Annotated in this window: 17 protein-coding genes; 6 read left to right on the top strand and 11 right to left on the bottom strand. The window is 65.6% G+C overall.

What is annotated here, in order from left to right:
* Positions 1-43: 43 nt before the first annotated feature.
* A complete protein-coding gene (locus DV027_RS00200; RefSeq protein WP_242621668.1) occupies positions 44-739 on the top strand; it encodes a JAB domain-containing protein in 696 nt (231 codons plus the stop codon).
* Here DV027_RS00200 and DV027_RS00195 read toward each other — a convergent pair.
* A complete protein-coding gene (locus tag DV027_RS00195; protein ID WP_130729989.1) occupies positions 736-1,428 on the bottom strand; it encodes an HAD hydrolase-like protein in 693 nt (230 codons plus the stop codon). The two genes, DV027_RS00200 and DV027_RS00195, sit on opposite strands and share 4 nt — an antisense overlap.
* A gap of 83 nt (positions 1,429-1,511) precedes the next feature.
* On the opposite strand from DV027_RS00195, the gene DV027_RS00190 reads away from it, so the two are divergent.
* On the top strand, positions 1,512-2,183 hold the full coding sequence (locus tag DV027_RS00190) for a JAB domain-containing protein (RefSeq protein WP_130729988.1): 672 nt from the start codon (positions 1,512-1,514) through the stop codon (positions 2,181-2,183).
* A 92-nt stretch (positions 2,184-2,275) separates the two neighbouring features.
* Here the strand turns inward: DV027_RS00190 and DV027_RS00185 are convergent, their stop codons facing one another.
* Genes DV027_RS00185 through DV027_RS00175 form a run of 3 tightly spaced genes read right to left on the bottom strand, consistent with a single transcriptional unit; the run spans position 2,276 to position 4,168 of the window.
* A complete protein-coding gene (locus DV027_RS00185) occupies positions 2,276-3,436 on the bottom strand; it encodes a 5-(carboxyamino)imidazole ribonucleotide synthase (RefSeq protein WP_130729987.1) in 1,161 nt (386 codons plus the stop codon).
* Entirely contained in the window at positions 3,433-3,942 is a 510-nt protein-coding gene (gene purE / locus DV027_RS00180) for a 5-(carboxyamino)imidazole ribonucleotide mutase (protein WP_275100946.1), read from the bottom strand. Before purE ends, DV027_RS00185 begins: the two co-directional genes overlap by 4 nt.
* A gap of 25 nt (positions 3,943-3,967) precedes the next feature.
* A complete protein-coding gene (locus tag DV027_RS00175; protein ID WP_061272640.1) occupies positions 3,968-4,168 on the bottom strand; it encodes a YdcH family protein in 201 nt (66 codons plus the stop codon).
* A 159-nt stretch (positions 4,169-4,327) separates the two neighbouring features.
* Here DV027_RS00175 and DV027_RS00170 point away from each other — a divergent pair, with 159 nt between their 5' ends.
* Entirely contained in the window at positions 4,328-4,498 is a 171-nt protein-coding gene (locus DV027_RS00170; protein WP_078526835.1) for a YdcH family protein, read from the top strand.
* A 51-nt stretch (positions 4,499-4,549) separates the two neighbouring features.
* On the opposite strand, the gene DV027_RS00165 is transcribed toward DV027_RS00170, so the two are convergent.
* The 3 genes from DV027_RS00165 to rpmE all read right to left on the bottom strand — a co-directional run bounded on the left by DV027_RS00165 (position 4,550) and on the right by rpmE (position 6,364).
* A complete protein-coding gene (locus DV027_RS00165) occupies positions 4,550-5,137 on the bottom strand; it encodes a DUF1013 domain-containing protein (protein ID WP_130729986.1) in 588 nt (195 codons plus the stop codon).
* Positions 5,138-5,435: 298 nt separating this feature from the next.
* Complete coding sequence (locus tag DV027_RS00160; protein WP_130729985.1) at positions 5,436-5,948, bottom strand: Hsp20 family protein; 513 nt, start codon at positions 5,946-5,948, stop codon at positions 5,436-5,438.
* A gap of 185 nt (positions 5,949-6,133) precedes the next feature.
* Positions 6,134-6,364 (bottom strand): 50S ribosomal protein L31, encoded by a 231-nt coding sequence (gene rpmE / locus DV027_RS00155; protein WP_061272648.1) that lies wholly within the window; start codon positions 6,362-6,364, stop codon positions 6,134-6,136.
* 249 nt (positions 6,365-6,613) lie between these two features.
* Here rpmE and mscL point away from each other — a divergent pair, with 249 nt between their 5' ends.
* A complete protein-coding gene (gene mscL / locus DV027_RS00150) occupies positions 6,614-7,123 on the top strand; it encodes a large conductance mechanosensitive channel protein MscL (RefSeq protein ID WP_078526841.1) in 510 nt (169 codons plus the stop codon).
* A 237-nt stretch (positions 7,124-7,360) separates the two neighbouring features.
* Positions 7,361-7,813 carry a hypothetical protein gene (locus DV027_RS00145; protein ID WP_130729984.1) on the top strand — a complete coding sequence of 151 codons (453 nt, stop codon included), beginning with the start codon at positions 7,361-7,363 and terminating at the stop codon, positions 7,811-7,813.
* 74 nt (positions 7,814-7,887) lie between these two features.
* Here the strand turns inward: DV027_RS00145 and secF are convergent, their stop codons facing one another.
* Both secF and secD read right to left on the bottom strand, forming a co-directional pair.
* Positions 7,888-8,838, bottom strand: coding sequence for a protein translocase subunit SecF (secF, locus tag DV027_RS00140; RefSeq protein WP_130730221.1), 951 nt, complete (start codon positions 8,836-8,838; stop codon positions 7,888-7,890).
* Between the two features lie 13 nt (positions 8,839-8,851).
* Positions 8,852-10,402, bottom strand: a complete 1,551-nt coding sequence (gene secD / locus DV027_RS00135; RefSeq protein ID WP_130729983.1) for a protein translocase subunit SecD — start codon at positions 10,400-10,402, stop codon at positions 8,852-8,854.
* 292 nt (positions 10,403-10,694) lie between these two features.
* Here secD and DV027_RS00125 point away from each other — a divergent pair, with 292 nt between their 5' ends.
* Positions 10,695-11,696 (top strand): Gfo/Idh/MocA family protein, encoded by a 1,002-nt coding sequence (locus tag DV027_RS00125; RefSeq protein ID WP_130729982.1) that lies wholly within the window; start codon positions 10,695-10,697, stop codon positions 11,694-11,696.
* On the opposite strand, the gene DV027_RS00120 is transcribed toward DV027_RS00125, so the two are convergent.
* On the bottom strand, positions 11,684-13,510 hold the full coding sequence (locus tag DV027_RS00120; RefSeq protein WP_130729981.1) for an ABC-F family ATP-binding cassette domain-containing protein: 1,827 nt from the start codon (positions 13,508-13,510) through the stop codon (positions 11,684-11,686). The two genes, DV027_RS00125 and DV027_RS00120, sit on opposite strands and share 13 nt — an antisense overlap.
* Positions 13,511-13,563: 53 nt before the next feature.
* Positions 13,564-14,943, bottom strand: a complete 1,380-nt coding sequence (locus DV027_RS00115; RefSeq protein ID WP_130729980.1) for an alpha,alpha-trehalose-phosphate synthase (UDP-forming) — start codon at positions 14,941-14,943, stop codon at positions 13,564-13,566.
* Positions 14,944-15,044 lie beyond the last annotated feature (101 nt).

Below are 15,044 nucleotides of genomic sequence, written 5' to 3'. Positions count from 1 at the left end.
TCCAGTCAGTGCGCACCAATGCTATCGGACGTGGGGAGGGGTCATGACAGAAACAAAACCCGCAAAAACACCGGCACGGGTGGGCCCCGGCGGCCACAGGGCACGCATGCGCCAGCGCATTCGCGTGGCGGGCGCGCACTCGCTGGCCGATTACGAACTGCTGGAGGTGCTGCTGTTCGCATCAACCCCCCGGCGCGACACCAAGCCGCAGGCCAAGGCGCTGCTGGCCACGTTTGGCAGCCTCGAGGCGGTGCTTGAGGCAACCCCTGCCGCCCTGCGGGCCGCGGGGCTGGGGCCGCGCGGGGTGGCGGTGATGGGCGTGCCGGGCGAGGTGGCGCAGCGCCTGGCCCATGCCGACCTGCGCGGACAGGTCGTGTTTACCGACATGGCGGTGCTGCTCGATTACTGCGACCGCCTGCCTGCCACCGAGCCTGATGGCATGCGGCTGTTCTACCTTGATTCAGCCCGCCACATGCTGGCCGATGAGGTCGTGCCCGCAGGCCCGGCCCCCGCGCAGTGCCGCACGGTGCTGGCCCGCGCGCTGGAACTGCATGCGGTCTCGCTCATTGCGGTGCGCGACATGGGCCAGCACGCGCCACCACCGCCACAAAGCCTGCCCGAACTGCGCTTCCTGCGCATGCTGCATGCCCATGCCCGCCTGCTCGGCCTGATGTTTCAGGATTGCCTGCTGCGCGGGGCGGGGCAGGTGGTGAGCATGCGGGCGCTGATGGAGCACTAGGTGTGGGGATGGGCCTCGGCTGCCGCGAATTGCTGGCGGATGGCGGCCAGCAGTTCGGCAGGCTGGCTGACCAGCGCATCCGCACCGGCCTGCACCAGTTCCTCGCGCGTGCCGTAGCCCCACAGCACGCCCAGCGCGCGCACGTGGTTGGCATGTGCGCCGCTGATGTCAAAGCGGCGGTCGCCAATCATCAGCGCGTCCTCGCGGTTGACTGCGTATTCGCGCAGCACGGCGGCGATCAGTTCGGGCTTTTCGGCTCCGCTTTCATCCTCGCGCGCGCCGGACAGGCCATCAAAAAACTGCACCAGCCCCCGCATGTGCAGGATCTTGCGTGCCAGGTAGCGCGGCTTGGAGGTCGCCACGAACAGCCGCACGCCTTCTGCCGAGAGGGTCTCGATCACCTCGCGCATATGCTCGAAAACCGGGCTCTTGTGCATGCCTGCCGATTCGTAGTGCCTGCGGTACAGCGCCATTGCCTCCTGCACCCGGTCATCGCCATACTGGGCCAGGATGTGGCCGATCAGTTCCTCGAGCGGCGGGCCGACCACCCAGGTCAGGTCCATCGACAGGTCGGGCTCATGCCCGAGGTCGCGCAGCACGGCATGGATGGATTCGACAATGCCATCACGCGAGCGGATGATGGTGCCATCAAGGTCAAAAAGTACGGTATGGGACTGATGAAGACGCATGCAGGTTCATAACCTCCTTATTTTGTCGCCATCATGCACCATGGCGGCGCGTTCTGTCCTGCAATTGTTGGGGAAGGGCCGTTTTGTCCGACCATAAGCCACCCGCCCCCGCATCGGTGCCGCTTGGCGGCAGCATCAGCCGCGCGCAGGACCATGCCTTCCTGCATCGCCTCATTCGCACGCTTGATACGGCGCATCCCGCTCCTGACCGGCTGGCAGCCAGCCTTCTGGCCCGTTTTGGCTCGGCAGGCATGGCGCTGTCGGCGCATGTGGGCGGGCTTGATGAAGTGGCGGGGCGCGCGGCCCTCGTGCCGCCGCTGCTGGCGGTGGCGCGCGAGGCGGCACTCAGGCTGTATCGGAGCCGGGTGCGGCGCACGGATGTGCTTGCGGGCCGCAGGGGGCTGGAGGCCTACCTGCAGGCCTGCATGGGCCATGAGGTGGTCGAGCAGTTCCGCGTGCTGTTCCTTGATGGGGCATGCCACCTGCTGGCCGATGACCTGATGGGCACCGGCACGGTCAACCATTCCCCCGTCTACCCGCGCGAGATCATGCACCGCGCCCTGCAACTGGGTGCCGAAAAGCTGGTGCTGGCCCATAACCACCCCGCAGGCCGCTCCGAACCGTCGGGCGCCGATATCGAGATGACCATGCGCATTGCCCAGATCGGCAAGCTGATGGGCGTTGTGGTGCATGACCATATTATCGTGGGCAACGGGCGCACCCACAGCTTTCGCGCCATGGGGCTGATTGCCTGAGCAATTGCGGTCGGGATAAAGTTCCGGGTGCCGCCTTTTTTAATAAGGCGGCGTTTTTTGAAGCTTTTTGCAAAACGCTTCAGCAGAAACTTCTATTTGCCAGCCGCGTCATCTTTTGGGTTCACGGGCGTTGCCAGTGGGCCAAGGGCGGTTTCAACGCCAAACTCACCGGGCAGGCTGCCGAGCGGAAAGATCACGTTCACATGCCCCATCTTGCGCCCCGGCCGGGCCTCGGCCTTGCCGTAATGGTGGGCCAGCAGGTGCGGGGTGGCCATGATGTCGGGCCACAGCGCCATGTCATCGGGGCCGATCAGGTTTTTCATCACCGCGTCGCTATGGCGGGTGGCAGGTGGCAGGGGCAGGCCGGTGACAGCGCGCACATGCATCTCGAACTGGTCCACCGGGCAGGCATTCATGGTCCAGTGGCCGGAATTGTGCGGGCGGGGCGCGATTTCGTTCACGCGCAGGCTGCCGTCATGGTCCACGAACATCTCCACGCCCAGCAGCCCTACAAGGCCAAGGGCCGTGGCAATGCGCCGGGCCAGGTCGCGGGCCTGCGCCGCAAGGTCTGGGCTGATGCGGGCGGGGGCGAGGCTGATGTCGAGAATGCCGTTGCGGTGGCGGTTCTCGGTCACGTCAAAGGTGCTGACATCGCCGCGTTCGTTGCGGGCCACCATCACGCTCACCTCGCAGGCGAAGCGGATCATGCCTTCGGCCACCAGCGGGTGGGGGCGTAGCGTATCGAAGGCATGGTCGAGATCGGCCGCGCTGTGAATGCGGGCCTGCCCCTTGCCGTCATAGCCCAGCCGCGTGGTCTTGAGGATGAAGGGATAGCCCAGCACGTCCGCCGCGCGGTCAAGGTCGGCCCGGCTTTCAACCGCGTGCCAGGGGGCGACGGGAATGCCGTGCTCGCCCATGAAGCTTTTCTCGGCAATGCGGTCCTGGCTGATGCGCAGGATCGCGCCCGCCGGGTGAACCGGCCGCAGGCTCGAGAGCAGGTCCAGCCCGTCGGCGCTGATGTTCTCGAACTCGAAGGTGATGACATCTACCGCATCGGCAAAGCGGCGCAGGGCATCATGGTCATCATAGGCGCCAAGGGTCACGGCATGCGCCACCTGGGCTGCCGGGCCATCGGCCTCGGTGGTCAGGATATGGGCGCGGTAGCCAAGGCGTGCGGCGGCAATGGCGGACATGCGGCCAAGCTGGCCACCACCCACAATGCCCAGAACGGAACCGGGGGGCAGCATGCTCATCGGGTCGGCTCATCCGCCACGGCCGCCGTCTGGGCCGCGCGCCACGCTGCCAGCCGCGCGCCCAGCGCCGGGTCGGACAAAGCAAGGATGGCAGCCGCCATCAGGGCGGCGTTGGTCGCCCCCGCCTTGCCAATGGCCAGCGTGCCTACGGGAATGCCGCCGGGCATCTGCACGATGGAAAGCAGGCTGTCCATGCCCTTGAGCGCATGCGATTCGACCGGAACCCCCAGTACCGGTAGCGCCGTCCAGGCCGCGCACATGCCCGGCAGGTGGGCCGCTCCACCCGCGCCCGCGATGATGACCGAAAGCCCGCGCCCCTGCGCGGCTTTTGCATATTCCGCCAGCCGGTCGGGCGTGCGGTGGGCGGAGACGATGCGCACCTCATGCGCAACATCAAGCTTTTCCAGCACGGCGGTGGCGTGGCGCATGGTTTCCCAGTCGGACTGGCTGCCCATGATGATGCCCACGCGGGGGGAGGCGGAAGAGGCGGGGGAAGGGTGGCTCACGGTTTGAAATACTCTCGTCAGGTCGTCAGGCAATACTGTCGGGGATCAGGCGGCTTTCCAGCCAGGTGATCTCGTCCTTGAGCAGCAGCTTGCGTTTTTTTAGCCGTTGCAGCTGCAATTGGTCTGATATCTGCAGCGCCATGCGGCTTATGACCGTATCAAGGTCACGATGTTCGCTGCGCAGTTCATGCAGCTTGCGAAGGAGGGTCTCGCGATCTGTCAGCATGGCGGCTCATCTGTTCGGTGGGCAGGGCCCTAGTCTAAGCATATCCGCGCCAAAAGGCGAAATGCGCACCCTGCCCCACGACCTGCAATTTTAACATGGAATTTGCCTGCGCGTCTGGTCTAGCCTGATCGGGTCGTAGCAAGGACGCTGGAGGGTTCCATGTCGTATGAAGCGCGTATCAACAGCCTCAAAACTCGCCATGCGCGGCTTGATGCCCGCATTTTTGATGAAGACCGCCGCCCGCTGCCCGATGAAGGCGCGATCAGGCGGCTCAAGCTGGAAAAACTGCGCGTAAAGGAAGAAATCGAGCGACTGGCCAGGCTGGGCTGAAAAAAAGCTCTGCTTTCCGCCCGGTGGCTGATGCCGCCGGGCGGTCAGGACTTACAGTGCGTGCTCGCTGTCGTCATCAAGTTCAAGCGGCGGGGGAACGGCCTGCCCTTCACGGGCAAGGCGTTCATTGGCGGCGGCCACCATGGCATTGAGGTCGGTCTGGCTGCACAGGCCCAGTGTTACGGGGTCGCGCGGCTTGATGTTGGGGCTGTTCCAGTGCTGCTTGCTGCGCACTTTCTCGATCGTGTCCTTGGTGGTGCCCAGCAGCTTGCTGGTCTGCTGCTCGGACAGCTGCGGGAAGTTGCGCAGGATGAACGCAATCGCATCCGGCCGGTCGTTGCGCTTGGCCACCGGCGTGTAACGCGCGCCCTTCGAGCGGCGGTTGATCGGGTTGGCAGGCGGCAGGATCTTGAGGCGCGACTCAGGATCTTTTTCGCAGCGGTCGATTTCCGCCTGGGTCAGCTGGTGGTTGGCAATCGGGTCATAGCCCACGATTCCCTGCGCCACTTCGCCATCGGCGATGGCCTGCACCTCAAGGGGGTGCATTCCACAGAATTCGGCAATCTGGGTAAAGGTCAGCGCCGTCTTTTCAATAAGCCACACGGCGGTTGCCTTGGGCATCAGGGGCAGGGCAGTCATTGTCACTCAGGTCCTACAGCGTGTGGCGCCACACGCAGGCACCTGAAAGGGTGTTTGAAACGGCTCCATCCCGAAGCGGGAACCGTGCGTACCTGCTGGCGCGCCAGAAACGGAAAACACTCGTGGAAGTGATATGAAGGTTGAGGACGTCAAAGGTCAAGACTTCAATCCGCCCGCGCCGGATGTTTCGCACCCATCAGCCCCGGCTATTGGCAATGCGCCCCCAGCCGGGCGTGGCAGCCTGCACGACAGGGGCAAGCCGGTTGGCCTGCCCCTGCCATTGCCTGATCGGCCCTGTTCAGGCCGCGCAGCCACACGCGACGGGCTGGGCCGCCATGGCAGGCGCTGCAACGGAGTCCGGCGCGGGCTGCGCGGCCTCCATGCCCATGACCTGCCCTGAGGAGATGGGAATGCGGCGTGGCTTGAGCGCCTCGGGCACGATCTGGCGCACGGCGATGCGCAGCAGGCCGTTGGTCATGTCCGCCTTTTCCACCACCACATGGTCGGCGAGCACGAAGCGGCGCTCGAAGGCGCGGGTGGCGATGCCGCGATGGAGCATCTCGCGGTCCTGCGTGTTTTCCGCCACGCGACCGGCCACGATCAGCGTATTGTCCTGCACGGTCAGTTCGATGTCATCGGGGCCGAAGCCTGCGACCGCCATAGTCAGGACATAGCGGGCATCGGACAGTTTTTCGATATTATAGGGCGGGTAGGACGGGCTGACCGGATTCTGGGCCGCCGTATCGACCAGCTGGGCCAGCCGGTCAAACCCGATCGCGCTGCGAAACAGCGGTGCGAAATCATAAGCCATGTTCAAAACCTCCATGAAGCAAGGTCTGCGGTAGGCGGCTCCTCGGTCGAGCGAGCCGCACTTTGGGGAAGATGCGAACCCGCTCGGGCGTTCGCATGGTCCAGACATGGGAATGCCCGGCCCCCCGTTCAAGGGACCGGGCATTGCCCGTAACCGCAGTGTATGTTCGGTGGAGGTAAGGGTTATCAGCCCTTCTTGCGCTGGCCCAGCGCGCCGAACTTCTTGTTGAACTTGGCGACCTGGCCCCCGGTGTCCATCATGCGCTGCACGCCGGTCCACGCCGGGTGGGACTTGGTGTCGATGTCGAGGCGGAGCGTGTCGCCCGGCTTGCCGTAGCAGGAGCGGGTCTTGTACTCGGTGCCATCGGTCATGATGACATTGATCTCGTGGTAGTCGGGGTGGATGCCGGATTTCATTTCAAAAAACTTTCGCGCTGGGCCCACCGATGCCGACCGGGGGCGTATGTTCGGCTGGCCTATAGACGAGATGGGCGCCCGAGATCAACACCCGATGGCAAGAAAACCCAAGCCTGTTGCGGGCGGGCAGGGTGTTACCGCGTTGCATCAGGGGCGCGGAATGGCAAAAAAGCGGCGTTGATGCAGTCGTCACGCGCGCCCAATGTTGCTAGGAGTAAATATCTTCTGAGAAATAAAGGATTGGCGTTAATGGCAAAACTGCCGGATCACGTGCCTGAACTGCACGTCAAGGACATTCATGTACCCGGTTGGCTGGGCGAATTCCGCAACTTCCTCATGCGTGGCAATGTGGTTGACCTCGCGGTCGGTGTTATCGTCGGCGCGGCTTTCACGGCCATCGTGAACAGCCTGGTGAAGGATATCTTCACCCCCATCCTTGGCCTGCTCATTGGCGGCATCGACTTCACCAACCTGTTCATTACCCTGCGCGGCCCGCATCTGGCCACGCTGGCCGATGCGCAGAAGGCAGGCGCCGTGACCCTGAACGTGGGCCTGTTCCTCAATGCCGTGATCCAGTTCGTCATCATCGGCTTCGTGATTTTCTGGGTGGTCAAGGTCATCAACCGCCTGACCGCGAAGAAAGAAGCCGAGAAGCCGGCAACGCCGCCCGCACCCCCGCGCAGCGAATTGCTGCTGCAGGACATTCTCGACGTGCTCAAGACCGAAGCCGCCCAGAAGGGCGAGGCCCCCAAGGCCTGAACGCACGCCCCGGGCGCAGCGCAAGGAACGGGCACCCTGTAAGGGGTGCCCGTTTTTTTGTGCCCTCTCGGGCCCTTGTGCCCGGTGGCCTGCGTGCCCACTATCGCAGGCGCGGGTTGATCGGCTGCGGCGTTTGTGTAACCCGATGGCCATGACGTGCTCCCCGGGCCTGGTCACGGCGCGGGGCATGCATTGTGCATGAGAGAGTTTTCACAGCCGTTACAGGGTTGGCGCTACATGATTGATATTCGACGACATGTCCGTTCCGGCATGCTGCTTGTGGCCGCAGCCAGCCTGCTTGCGGGCTGCCATGGCCCGCAGCGCCCGGACATGGCGCGCCTGCCCGGCCCGGCCCAGGATTACCTGCTGGTCTCGACCTATTTCATGGCCGAGGGCAGCCTTGTCAGCCGCCTGCAGGATGGCGGGCTGTCGGGCCAGCAGGTGTATGACATGGCGGCCTCGCTCAAATACGGCAAGCACACGATCATGGCCGTGCTGCAGAAGCCCTCGCGCCACGCGCGCCGCGAGGGCCAGCAGGCCGTGGCCCTGATGGTGGCCTGCGCCAACCAGCCCGATCCCTCAACGCTCAATGGCGTGGCGCCCCCGCGCTGCCTTCCCGGTGCGCCGCTCATGCCCGTCAATGCAAAAGGGCAGGTCGTGCCGCCATCGGCCGGACCTGCCCCCAGATAGTGTGAAAAGTTTTTTCGTGAAGCTTTTTTAAAAAGGCGGCACCCAGAAACTTTTACTTTTTATCGGTCATATTCTCAGGAGCGCGCGGGCGGTCGTGCATCCCGCCGCAGCCGCTTCTCGCCCATCAGCAGCAGCAGGGGCGCTGCGATGAAGATGGAAGACGACGTGCCCACCACGATCCCGAACAGCATCACCCACGCAAAGCCGGACAGGCTGGCCCCGCCAAACAGGGCCAGCGGCAGGGCGGCCAGAAAGACGGTGCATGACGTGCCCAGCGTGCGGCTCAGCGTCTCGTTGATCGAGAGGTCGATCAGCTCGGCCAGCGGCATGGTGCGGTATTTGCGCAGGTTCTCGCGCACGCGGTCATACACCACCACCTTGTCGTTGGTGGAATAGCCCAGGATGGTCAGGATGGCGGCCACCATCACCAGATCGAACTCGAAATGCGTAATGACCAGGAAGCCGATGGCCTTGGTCAGGTCCAGCACCAGCGTCACCACCGCGCTGACCGCGAACTCCCACTCAAAACGGAACCAGATATAGGCCAGGATCATCAGCAGGCTGATGCCCAGCGCCAGCATGCCGTTGCGGAACAGTTCCTTCGATACCGAGGCCCCCACCGCATCCGCCCGCAGCACCTGGGCTCCGGGCAGGGTGGCGATGGCATGGCGCACGGAGTCGACCATGGCCTGCGTGCGCGCCTCGTGGTCGGGCTCGCTGTCAGGCGGCGTGTCGAGGCGGATCAGCACGTCATCGGGGCCGCCAAAGGACTGCACGCCCGCAGCCGAGACATGCTGGGCGGCAAGGGCCGCGCGGATGACGTTGAAATCAGCCGGCCCCTGCGTGCGGGCCTCGACCACGATGCCACCGCGAAAATCCAGCCCCAGCGTCAGCCCGGGGTGGAAGAACAGGATCAGCGAGGCGATGGACAGCACGGCGGACGTGGCCAGCCCGATAAAGCGCCCGCGCATGAAGTTGATTTTCGTGCCACGCGGCACGAACCGAAGGAGGGGACGATCAAACATCATTCGGCGCGCCTCAGACCGGCAGGGTGCTGGGGCGTGTGCGGGCATACCAGCGCACCATCAGCATCCGGGAAAGGAGAAGGGTGGTAAACAGGGTCGTCACGATACCAATCGTGATGGTCAGCGCGAAGCCGCGCACCGGCCCTGTTCCGAAAACGAACAGCATTACATGCGCCAGCAGGGCGGTTGCGTTACTGTCCACGATGGTGGCGGTCGCGCGTTCGAAGCCTGCCTGCATGGCCTGCAGCGCGCTGCGGCCACGGGCCACTTCCTCGCGGATGCGCTCGTTGATCAGGATGTTGGCGTCCACCGCCATGCCCAGGGTCAGCAGCATGCCCGCCATGCCCGGCAGGGTCAGTGTGGCCTCGAACAGCGAGAGGATGGCGGTCATCAGCACCAGGTTGGCCAGCAGGGCAATGTTGGCGTACCAGCCGAACCGGCCATAGAACAGCGCCATGAACGCGATCACGAGCACGAAACCGGCTGCAAGGCTGTAGCCGCCCGCCCGGATCGAATCAGCACCGAGCGAGGGGCCGATGGAGCGCTGCTCGATCACGTTGAGCGGGGCGGGCAGGGCGCCCGCGCGCAGCAGCAGGGCGATGTCGGTGGCCTGCTGGGCGGAGAAGCCACCCGTAATCTGGCCGTTGCCGCCGGTAATGGCGGTGCGGATGACCGGGGCCTCGATCACCTTGTTATCGAGCACAATGGCGAAGCGCTTGCCCACATTGGCGCGGGTGACATCGCCAAATTCCTGCGCGCCGGTCGAATCGAAGGTGAAGTTCACCGCCCATTCGCCGCCCTGCGGGTCGATCGAGGCGCTGGCATTGGTCAGGTCGGCGCCATCCACATCCACGTGCGAGAACACCGGCAGTGTGCCCTGTCCATCGCTCATGGGCAGCATTTCCACGCCTGCGGGCGGCACGGCGGAGCCAATGGCGGAATCGGCCACGAGGTGGAAGGTCATCTTCGCCGTGGTGCCAAGCAGGTTTTTCACCCGCTCGGGGTCGCTGATGCCGGGCAGTTCCACAATGATCCGGTCCTCGCCCTGGCGGGTGATCTCGGGGTCGATGGCGCCGGTGGCGTCAATGCGGCGGCGCACGATCTCGATGGACTGGGTCACCGCATCATAGGCGCGCTGGCGGGCGGCATCGGCGGAGAGCGTGATGGCGATCTGGCCGCCTTCGCCCTGTTCCACCTGGAACTCGCCCGGCGCGTTCATCGGCATGGCGCGCAGCGCCTTGAGGTCGGGCTGGGCCTCGTCGGGCGTGCGGGGCGTGAAGGTCACGTCATGCGGGCCGGTGGCGAGGTTGCGGTAGCCCAGCCCTGCCTTGAGCAGGGTCTGGCGGGTTTCATCCTGCAGGCCGCGCAGCCTGTCGGCGGTCACGCTGGCCATGTCCACCTGCAAAAGCAGGTATGAGCCGCCACGCAGGTCAAGGCCCAGGTGGATCTGGCGCCAGGGCAGGGCGGGGCTGGGCTGGCGGATGAAATTGGGCAGGCACAGCGCCAGCCCGACCAGACATACGCCAATGACCGAAGCCATTCTGAGCCGACTGTAATACATCATGACTTGATGGAAAGCTCCCTGCGCCCGGCTGAGCCGGTTCCCTTGCCCGGCATGGTCAATGTGTCGTGTGCACGTAAAATCAGTGCGGGAACATGCCGCCCCACGCCCGATGATGCAACCGCTGATGCGCCGAGCGCCTGCCCGGCGTTGCCGTTTTGCCGCATTGGGGGCGGCAGGCGGGCAGGACGGGGGCTGGGCTATCGCCGTGCTGGCTGCTAATCCGGCAGGGTGTTTCAAAGGCATGGTCGTTTTGAAACGGCCCCGGAAGAACGGCACGCAGGAAAGGCAGGACATGGTGCAGGCAGCACGGCGGTTACGCATCGGCATTGCGGGGGCGGGGCATTTTGGCCGCTTCCATGCGCTCAAGGTGCTGTCTGGCGCGCGGGAGGAACTCGTAGGCATCCATGACCCCGACGCCGCGCGGGCACGCAGGGTGGCTGATGAGGCCGGGGGCGTGCCGGTGCTGTCCTACCCCGACCTGCTGGTCCGTTCCGATGCGATCATCGTGGCGGCGCCGGCGGAATATCATTTCGACCTGGCCCGCGAAGCCCTTGCGGCCGGAAAGCACGTGCTGGTGGAAAAACCCATGGCCGCGACGTTGGAGCAGGCCGATGAGCTGATGCACCTGGCGCACAGGCATGGCGTGGTGCTGCAGGTGGGCCACCTGCTGCGCTATTCCGCCGAGCACCGGGCCATTACCGAGCGCATCACCCGCCCGCTCTATATCGAGGCGACCCGCATCGCGCCCTACAAGCCGCGCGGCACGGATGTATCGGTCATCCTTGACCTCATGATCCATGACCTCGACCTGGTGCTGGCCATTGTCGACAGCCCGATCGAGAGCGTGGACGCGCTGGGGGCGGCGGTAAGTTCGCCGTTCGAGGATATCGCCAATGCCCGCGTGCGGTTTGAAAATGGCTGTGTCGCCACGATTGCGGCGAGCCGCATCTCGCTCAAGACCGAGCGGCGCATGCGCGTGTTCTCGCAGGAGGGTTATCTCTCCGCCGATTTCATGAAGCGCGAGCTGACCATGATCGGGCGCGAGCGCGGCCTGCCGCTGCCGGGCACTGGCGGCTTCCGCCGCGAATCGGTCACATGGCGCGACCATGACACGCTGGCCGCCGAGCACGCCGCCTTTGCCGCATCCTGCCTTGATGGCGCAAAAGTGCTGGTTGATGGCGCGGCAGGCCGCCGGGCGCTGGCGGCAGCCCTTGCGGTAACGCAGGGCATTGCCGCGACACGGGCGCGGATGGAGGCGTCGGGGCTGATCATTCCCCCCGTTCAGGAGGACTGAAGCGTCTCGCGCAGCATTTCAAGCTCCAGCCAGCGTTCCTCGGCTGCCGTAAGGTCGGCCTGCGCCTTTTCCAGCGCGGCCGTCGCAGCGGTGAAGGCCGCGGGGTCGCGGGCATAAAGCCCGCCATCGCTCAGTATGGCCCGCAGGCGCCCGATTTCCACCTCAAGGGCCGCCATCTGTCCCGGCAGCTGCTCGAGCGCATGCTTGTCCTTGTAGGTCATCTTGCGGGCAGGCTGGCGGGGCGAGGCGCTGGGCGTGACATCGGTCTGGGCGGGGGCGGCCTCACTGCGCTCGGCGCGGGGGCGGGCGGCGAGGGTTGCATCCTGCCGCTGGGCCAGCATGTCGCTGTAGCCACCGGCATATTCCACCCATCTGCCACCCCCTTCGGCCATCAGGATGGAGGAGGCGACCCGGTCTAGGAAGTCACGGTCATGGCTGACAAGCAGCACCGTGCCGGAATAGGCGGCGAGCATCTCCTGCAGCAGGTCGAGCGTTTCAAGGTCGAGGTCGTTGGTCGGCTCATCGAGCACCAGCAGGTTCGACGGCCGCGCCAGCGCGCAGGCCAGCATCAGCCGCCCGCGCTCACCACCTGAGAGCACGCCCACCGGGGTGCGTGCCTGCTCGGGGCGGAACAGGAAGTCCTTCATGTAGCCAATGACATGACGCTTCTCGTCGCCCACCTGCACCATGTCGCCACCGCCGCCGGTCAGCGTATCGGCCAGGGTGGCCCTGGGGTTGAGCGTGCGGCGCTGCTGGTCCAGGGTTACGACCGAGAGCGCGCTGCCAATATTGATCGTGCCCGAATCCGGCTGGTCCTGCCCGGTGAGCAGGCGCAGGAGCGTACTCTTGCCCGCGCCGTTCGCCCCCACGATGCCCAGCCTGTCGCGGCGCAGCACGCGCAGGTCGAGGTGGCTGACCACGGGGTGGGCGGGGTCGTAGGCGCGGCACACATCCTCTGCCACCGCGACCAGCTTGCCCGAAAGGTCGCTCTCGCGGGCTTCCATCTTCAGGCCACCTTGCGGGCGGATGGCAGTGCGGCGCTGGTTGCGCAGTTCGGCCAGCTCGGCCACGCGGCGCACGTTGCGCTTGCGGCGTGCGGTCACGCCGTAGCGCATCCAGTCTTCCTCGCGCGCGATCTGGCGGTCGAGCTTGTGGCTGTCGCGTTCCTCCTGCTCCAGCACCTCCTCACGCCATGTCTCGAAGCGGGCAAAGCCCTGGTCGAGCCTGCGGGTCACCCCACGGTCAAGCCACACCACCGAGCGTGACAGGGTTTCAAGCAGGCGGCGGTCATGGCTGATGATGACCATGGCCGATGAGAGCGAGAGCAGTTCACGCTCCAGCCATTCAATGGTGGGCATGTCGAGGTGGTTGGTCGGCTCATCGAGCAGAAGCAGGTCCGGCTCGGGGGCCAGCGCGCGGGCGAGCGCGCAGCGGCGTGCCTCGCCCCCCGAGAGGGTCGAGGGGTCTTCCGTGCCGTTCAGGCCGAGTTCGCCCAGCAGCAGTTCGGCGCGGTATTCCGGGTCGTTCGGCCCCATGCCCGCGCGCACGTAATCCAGCGTGGTGGCAAAGCCCGAGAGGTCGGGCTCCTGCGGCAGGTAGCGCACCGTGGTGCCGGGCTGGAGGAAGACCGTGCCGGAATCGGCCTGGATCTCGCCCGCCGCAATGCGCAGCAGGGTGGACTTGCCGCAGCCATTGCGCCCGACAAGGCAGACCCGCTCGCCGGGGCCGATGCCAAACCCCGCGCCATCAAGCAGCGGCGCGCCGCCAAGGGTCAGGGTAATATCCTGGAGGAGGAGAAGGGGAGGAGGAGCCATACCCGCTTATGTCGTGTCACACGGGCGGGGCGCAAGGTCCGTGTGGGCAACCCCTATTTGCGCGCGGTGCTTTCGAGCAGCCTGAGGAAGGACAGCCCCCAGCCCAGCGCGGTGCGGTTGGCGATGGCGTTCCAGCACGCCTGCCAGCGTTCACGCTTTTCGGCAGCGGACACGGCCAGCGCCTGCTCGAGCGCATCGGCCATGCCGTCATGGTCGAGCGGGTTGACCAGCAGGGCCGCGTCAAGCTGGTTGGCTGCGCCTGCCAGCCGCGACAGGATGAGCACGCCGGGGTTCGCGGGGTCCTGGGCTGCGATGAACTCCTTGGCCACGAGGTTCATGCCATCGCGCAGCGGGGTGATGTAGCCGATATCGGCCAGGCGCATGTAGCCTGCCACCGTGGGGCGCGGGCTGCCGCGGGTGAGGAAGCGCAGCGGCGTCCAGTCCGCCTGGCCGCGATGGGCGTTGAGCTTGCCGATCTGGTGCTCGAGCTTCCTGCGCAGCGCCTTGTAGGATTCGACCTCGGTGCGGCTTTCGGCCGCGATCTGCAAAAAGGTGACCTGCCGCTCGCGTTCGGGGTAGGTCTCGAGCATGCGCTCATAGCCCGCCAGCCGGTGGTCCAGCCCCTTGGTGGGGTCCATGCGGTCCACGCCAAAGATCAGCTTGCGCCCCGCCAGCGAGCCTGAAAGGCGTTTCAGGTCCTGCGAATCGGCGGCCGCGGCGGCAACGCGGGCAAAGGCCTGCGGGTCGATCTCGACGGGAAAGGTGCCCACGCGCACCGTATGGCCCTCGAACACCAGCGTGTCTTCACCTTCAAGGACCGCGCCTGCCGTGCGGGTAGCGGCGAAGATGAAATTGGCGGTGTCATCGGCGGTCTGGAATCCCAGCAGGTCCGCCTTGAGCAGGTCGCGCAGGAAGGTGCCGCCATCGGGCGCGGTGGCCAGCATGTCGGGCGCGGGGAAGGGCGTGTGCAGGAAGAAGCCGATGGGCTGGCGTACGCCATTGCGGCGCAGCAGGGCGGGCAGCGGCAGCAGGTGGTAGTCGTGAATCCAGATGATGTCATCGGGCCGCAGCAGCGGCAGCAGGTTCTCGCAGAAGCGCTGGTTGACCGACCAGTAGGTTTCAAGCTCGCGGCGCTCGAAATGGATGTGCTCGGGCAGCGAATGCATGAGCGGCCACAGCGTGGCGTTGGAAAAGCCGGTGTAATAATTGCGGTGCTCGGCGGGGGTGAGGCCGATGGTGGCGTATTCCACCCCTTCGGCCAGCTGGTGTTCAGGCGGCAGGTGGGCGGCGTCGGGGTGGCAGGTGCCGTTCCAGCCAAACCACATGCCGCCCTGGCGGGCCAGCAGGTCCTTGAGCACCACCGCGAGGCCACCGGGCCGCAGCCCCTCCTTGGGAACGGGAACGCGATTGGAGACGATGACCAGCCGTTTCATTCTGCCCTCTCTTCACTCAGCAGTCGCATGGCGGCCCAGCTTCGTCCGGCAGCACGACAGGGGGAGCATACACATCTGGCCGGCCAGCGGGATGCCGGTTG

Source organism: Komagataeibacter xylinus, assembly GCF_004302915.1.
GTDB lineage: Bacteria > Pseudomonadota > Alphaproteobacteria > Acetobacterales > Acetobacteraceae > Komagataeibacter > Komagataeibacter xylinus_C.
Note: the sequence above shows the minus strand (reverse complement) of the source record. Positions and strands in the feature narration are given on the sequence as shown.

Excerpts from the sequence above, each read along its gene's own strand:
- DV027_RS00115 (WP_130729980.1), bottom strand. The coding sequence starts at position 14,943 with ATGAAACGGCTGGTCATCGTCTCCAATCGCGTTCCCGTTCCCAAGGAG.
- DV027_RS00165 (WP_130729986.1), bottom strand. The coding sequence starts at position 5,137 with ATGACTGCCCTGCCCCTGATGCCCAAGGCAACCGCCGTGTGGCTTATT.
- DV027_RS00120 (WP_130729981.1), bottom strand. The coding sequence starts at position 13,510 with ATGGCTCCTCCTCCCCTTCTCCTCCTCCAGGATATTACCCTGACCCTT.
- DV027_RS00200 (WP_242621668.1), top strand. The coding sequence starts at position 44 with ATGACAGAAACAAAACCCGCAAAAACACCGGCACGGGTGGGCCCCGGC.
- DV027_RS00125 (WP_130729982.1), top strand. The coding sequence starts at position 10,695 with ATGGTGCAGGCAGCACGGCGGTTACGCATCGGCATTGCGGGGGCGGGG.
- DV027_RS00185 (WP_130729987.1), bottom strand. The coding sequence starts at position 3,436 with ATGAGCATGCTGCCCCCCGGTTCCGTTCTGGGCATTGTGGGTGGTGGC.
- secF (WP_130730221.1), bottom strand. The coding sequence starts at position 8,838 with ATGTTTGATCGTCCCCTCCTTCGGTTCGTGCCGCGTGGCACGAAAATC.
- DV027_RS00145 (WP_130729984.1), top strand. The coding sequence starts at position 7,361 with ATGATTGATATTCGACGACATGTCCGTTCCGGCATGCTGCTTGTGGCC.
- DV027_RS00195 (WP_130729989.1), bottom strand. The coding sequence starts at position 1,428 with ATGCGTCTTCATCAGTCCCATACCGTACTTTTTGACCTTGATGGCACC.
- DV027_RS00175 (WP_061272640.1), bottom strand. The coding sequence starts at position 4,168 with ATGCTGACAGATCGCGAGACCCTCCTTCGCAAGCTGCATGAACTGCGC.
- mscL (WP_078526841.1), top strand. The coding sequence starts at position 6,614 with ATGGCAAAACTGCCGGATCACGTGCCTGAACTGCACGTCAAGGACATT.
- secD (WP_130729983.1), bottom strand. The coding sequence starts at position 10,402 with ATGATGTATTACAGTCGGCTCAGAATGGCTTCGGTCATTGGCGTATGT.
- DV027_RS00170 (WP_078526835.1), top strand. The coding sequence starts at position 4,328 with ATGTCGTATGAAGCGCGTATCAACAGCCTCAAAACTCGCCATGCGCGG.
- DV027_RS00160 (WP_130729985.1), bottom strand. The coding sequence starts at position 5,948 with ATGGCTTATGATTTCGCACCGCTGTTTCGCAGCGCGATCGGGTTTGAC.
- rpmE (WP_061272648.1), bottom strand. The coding sequence starts at position 6,364 with ATGAAATCCGGCATCCACCCCGACTACCACGAGATCAATGTCATCATG.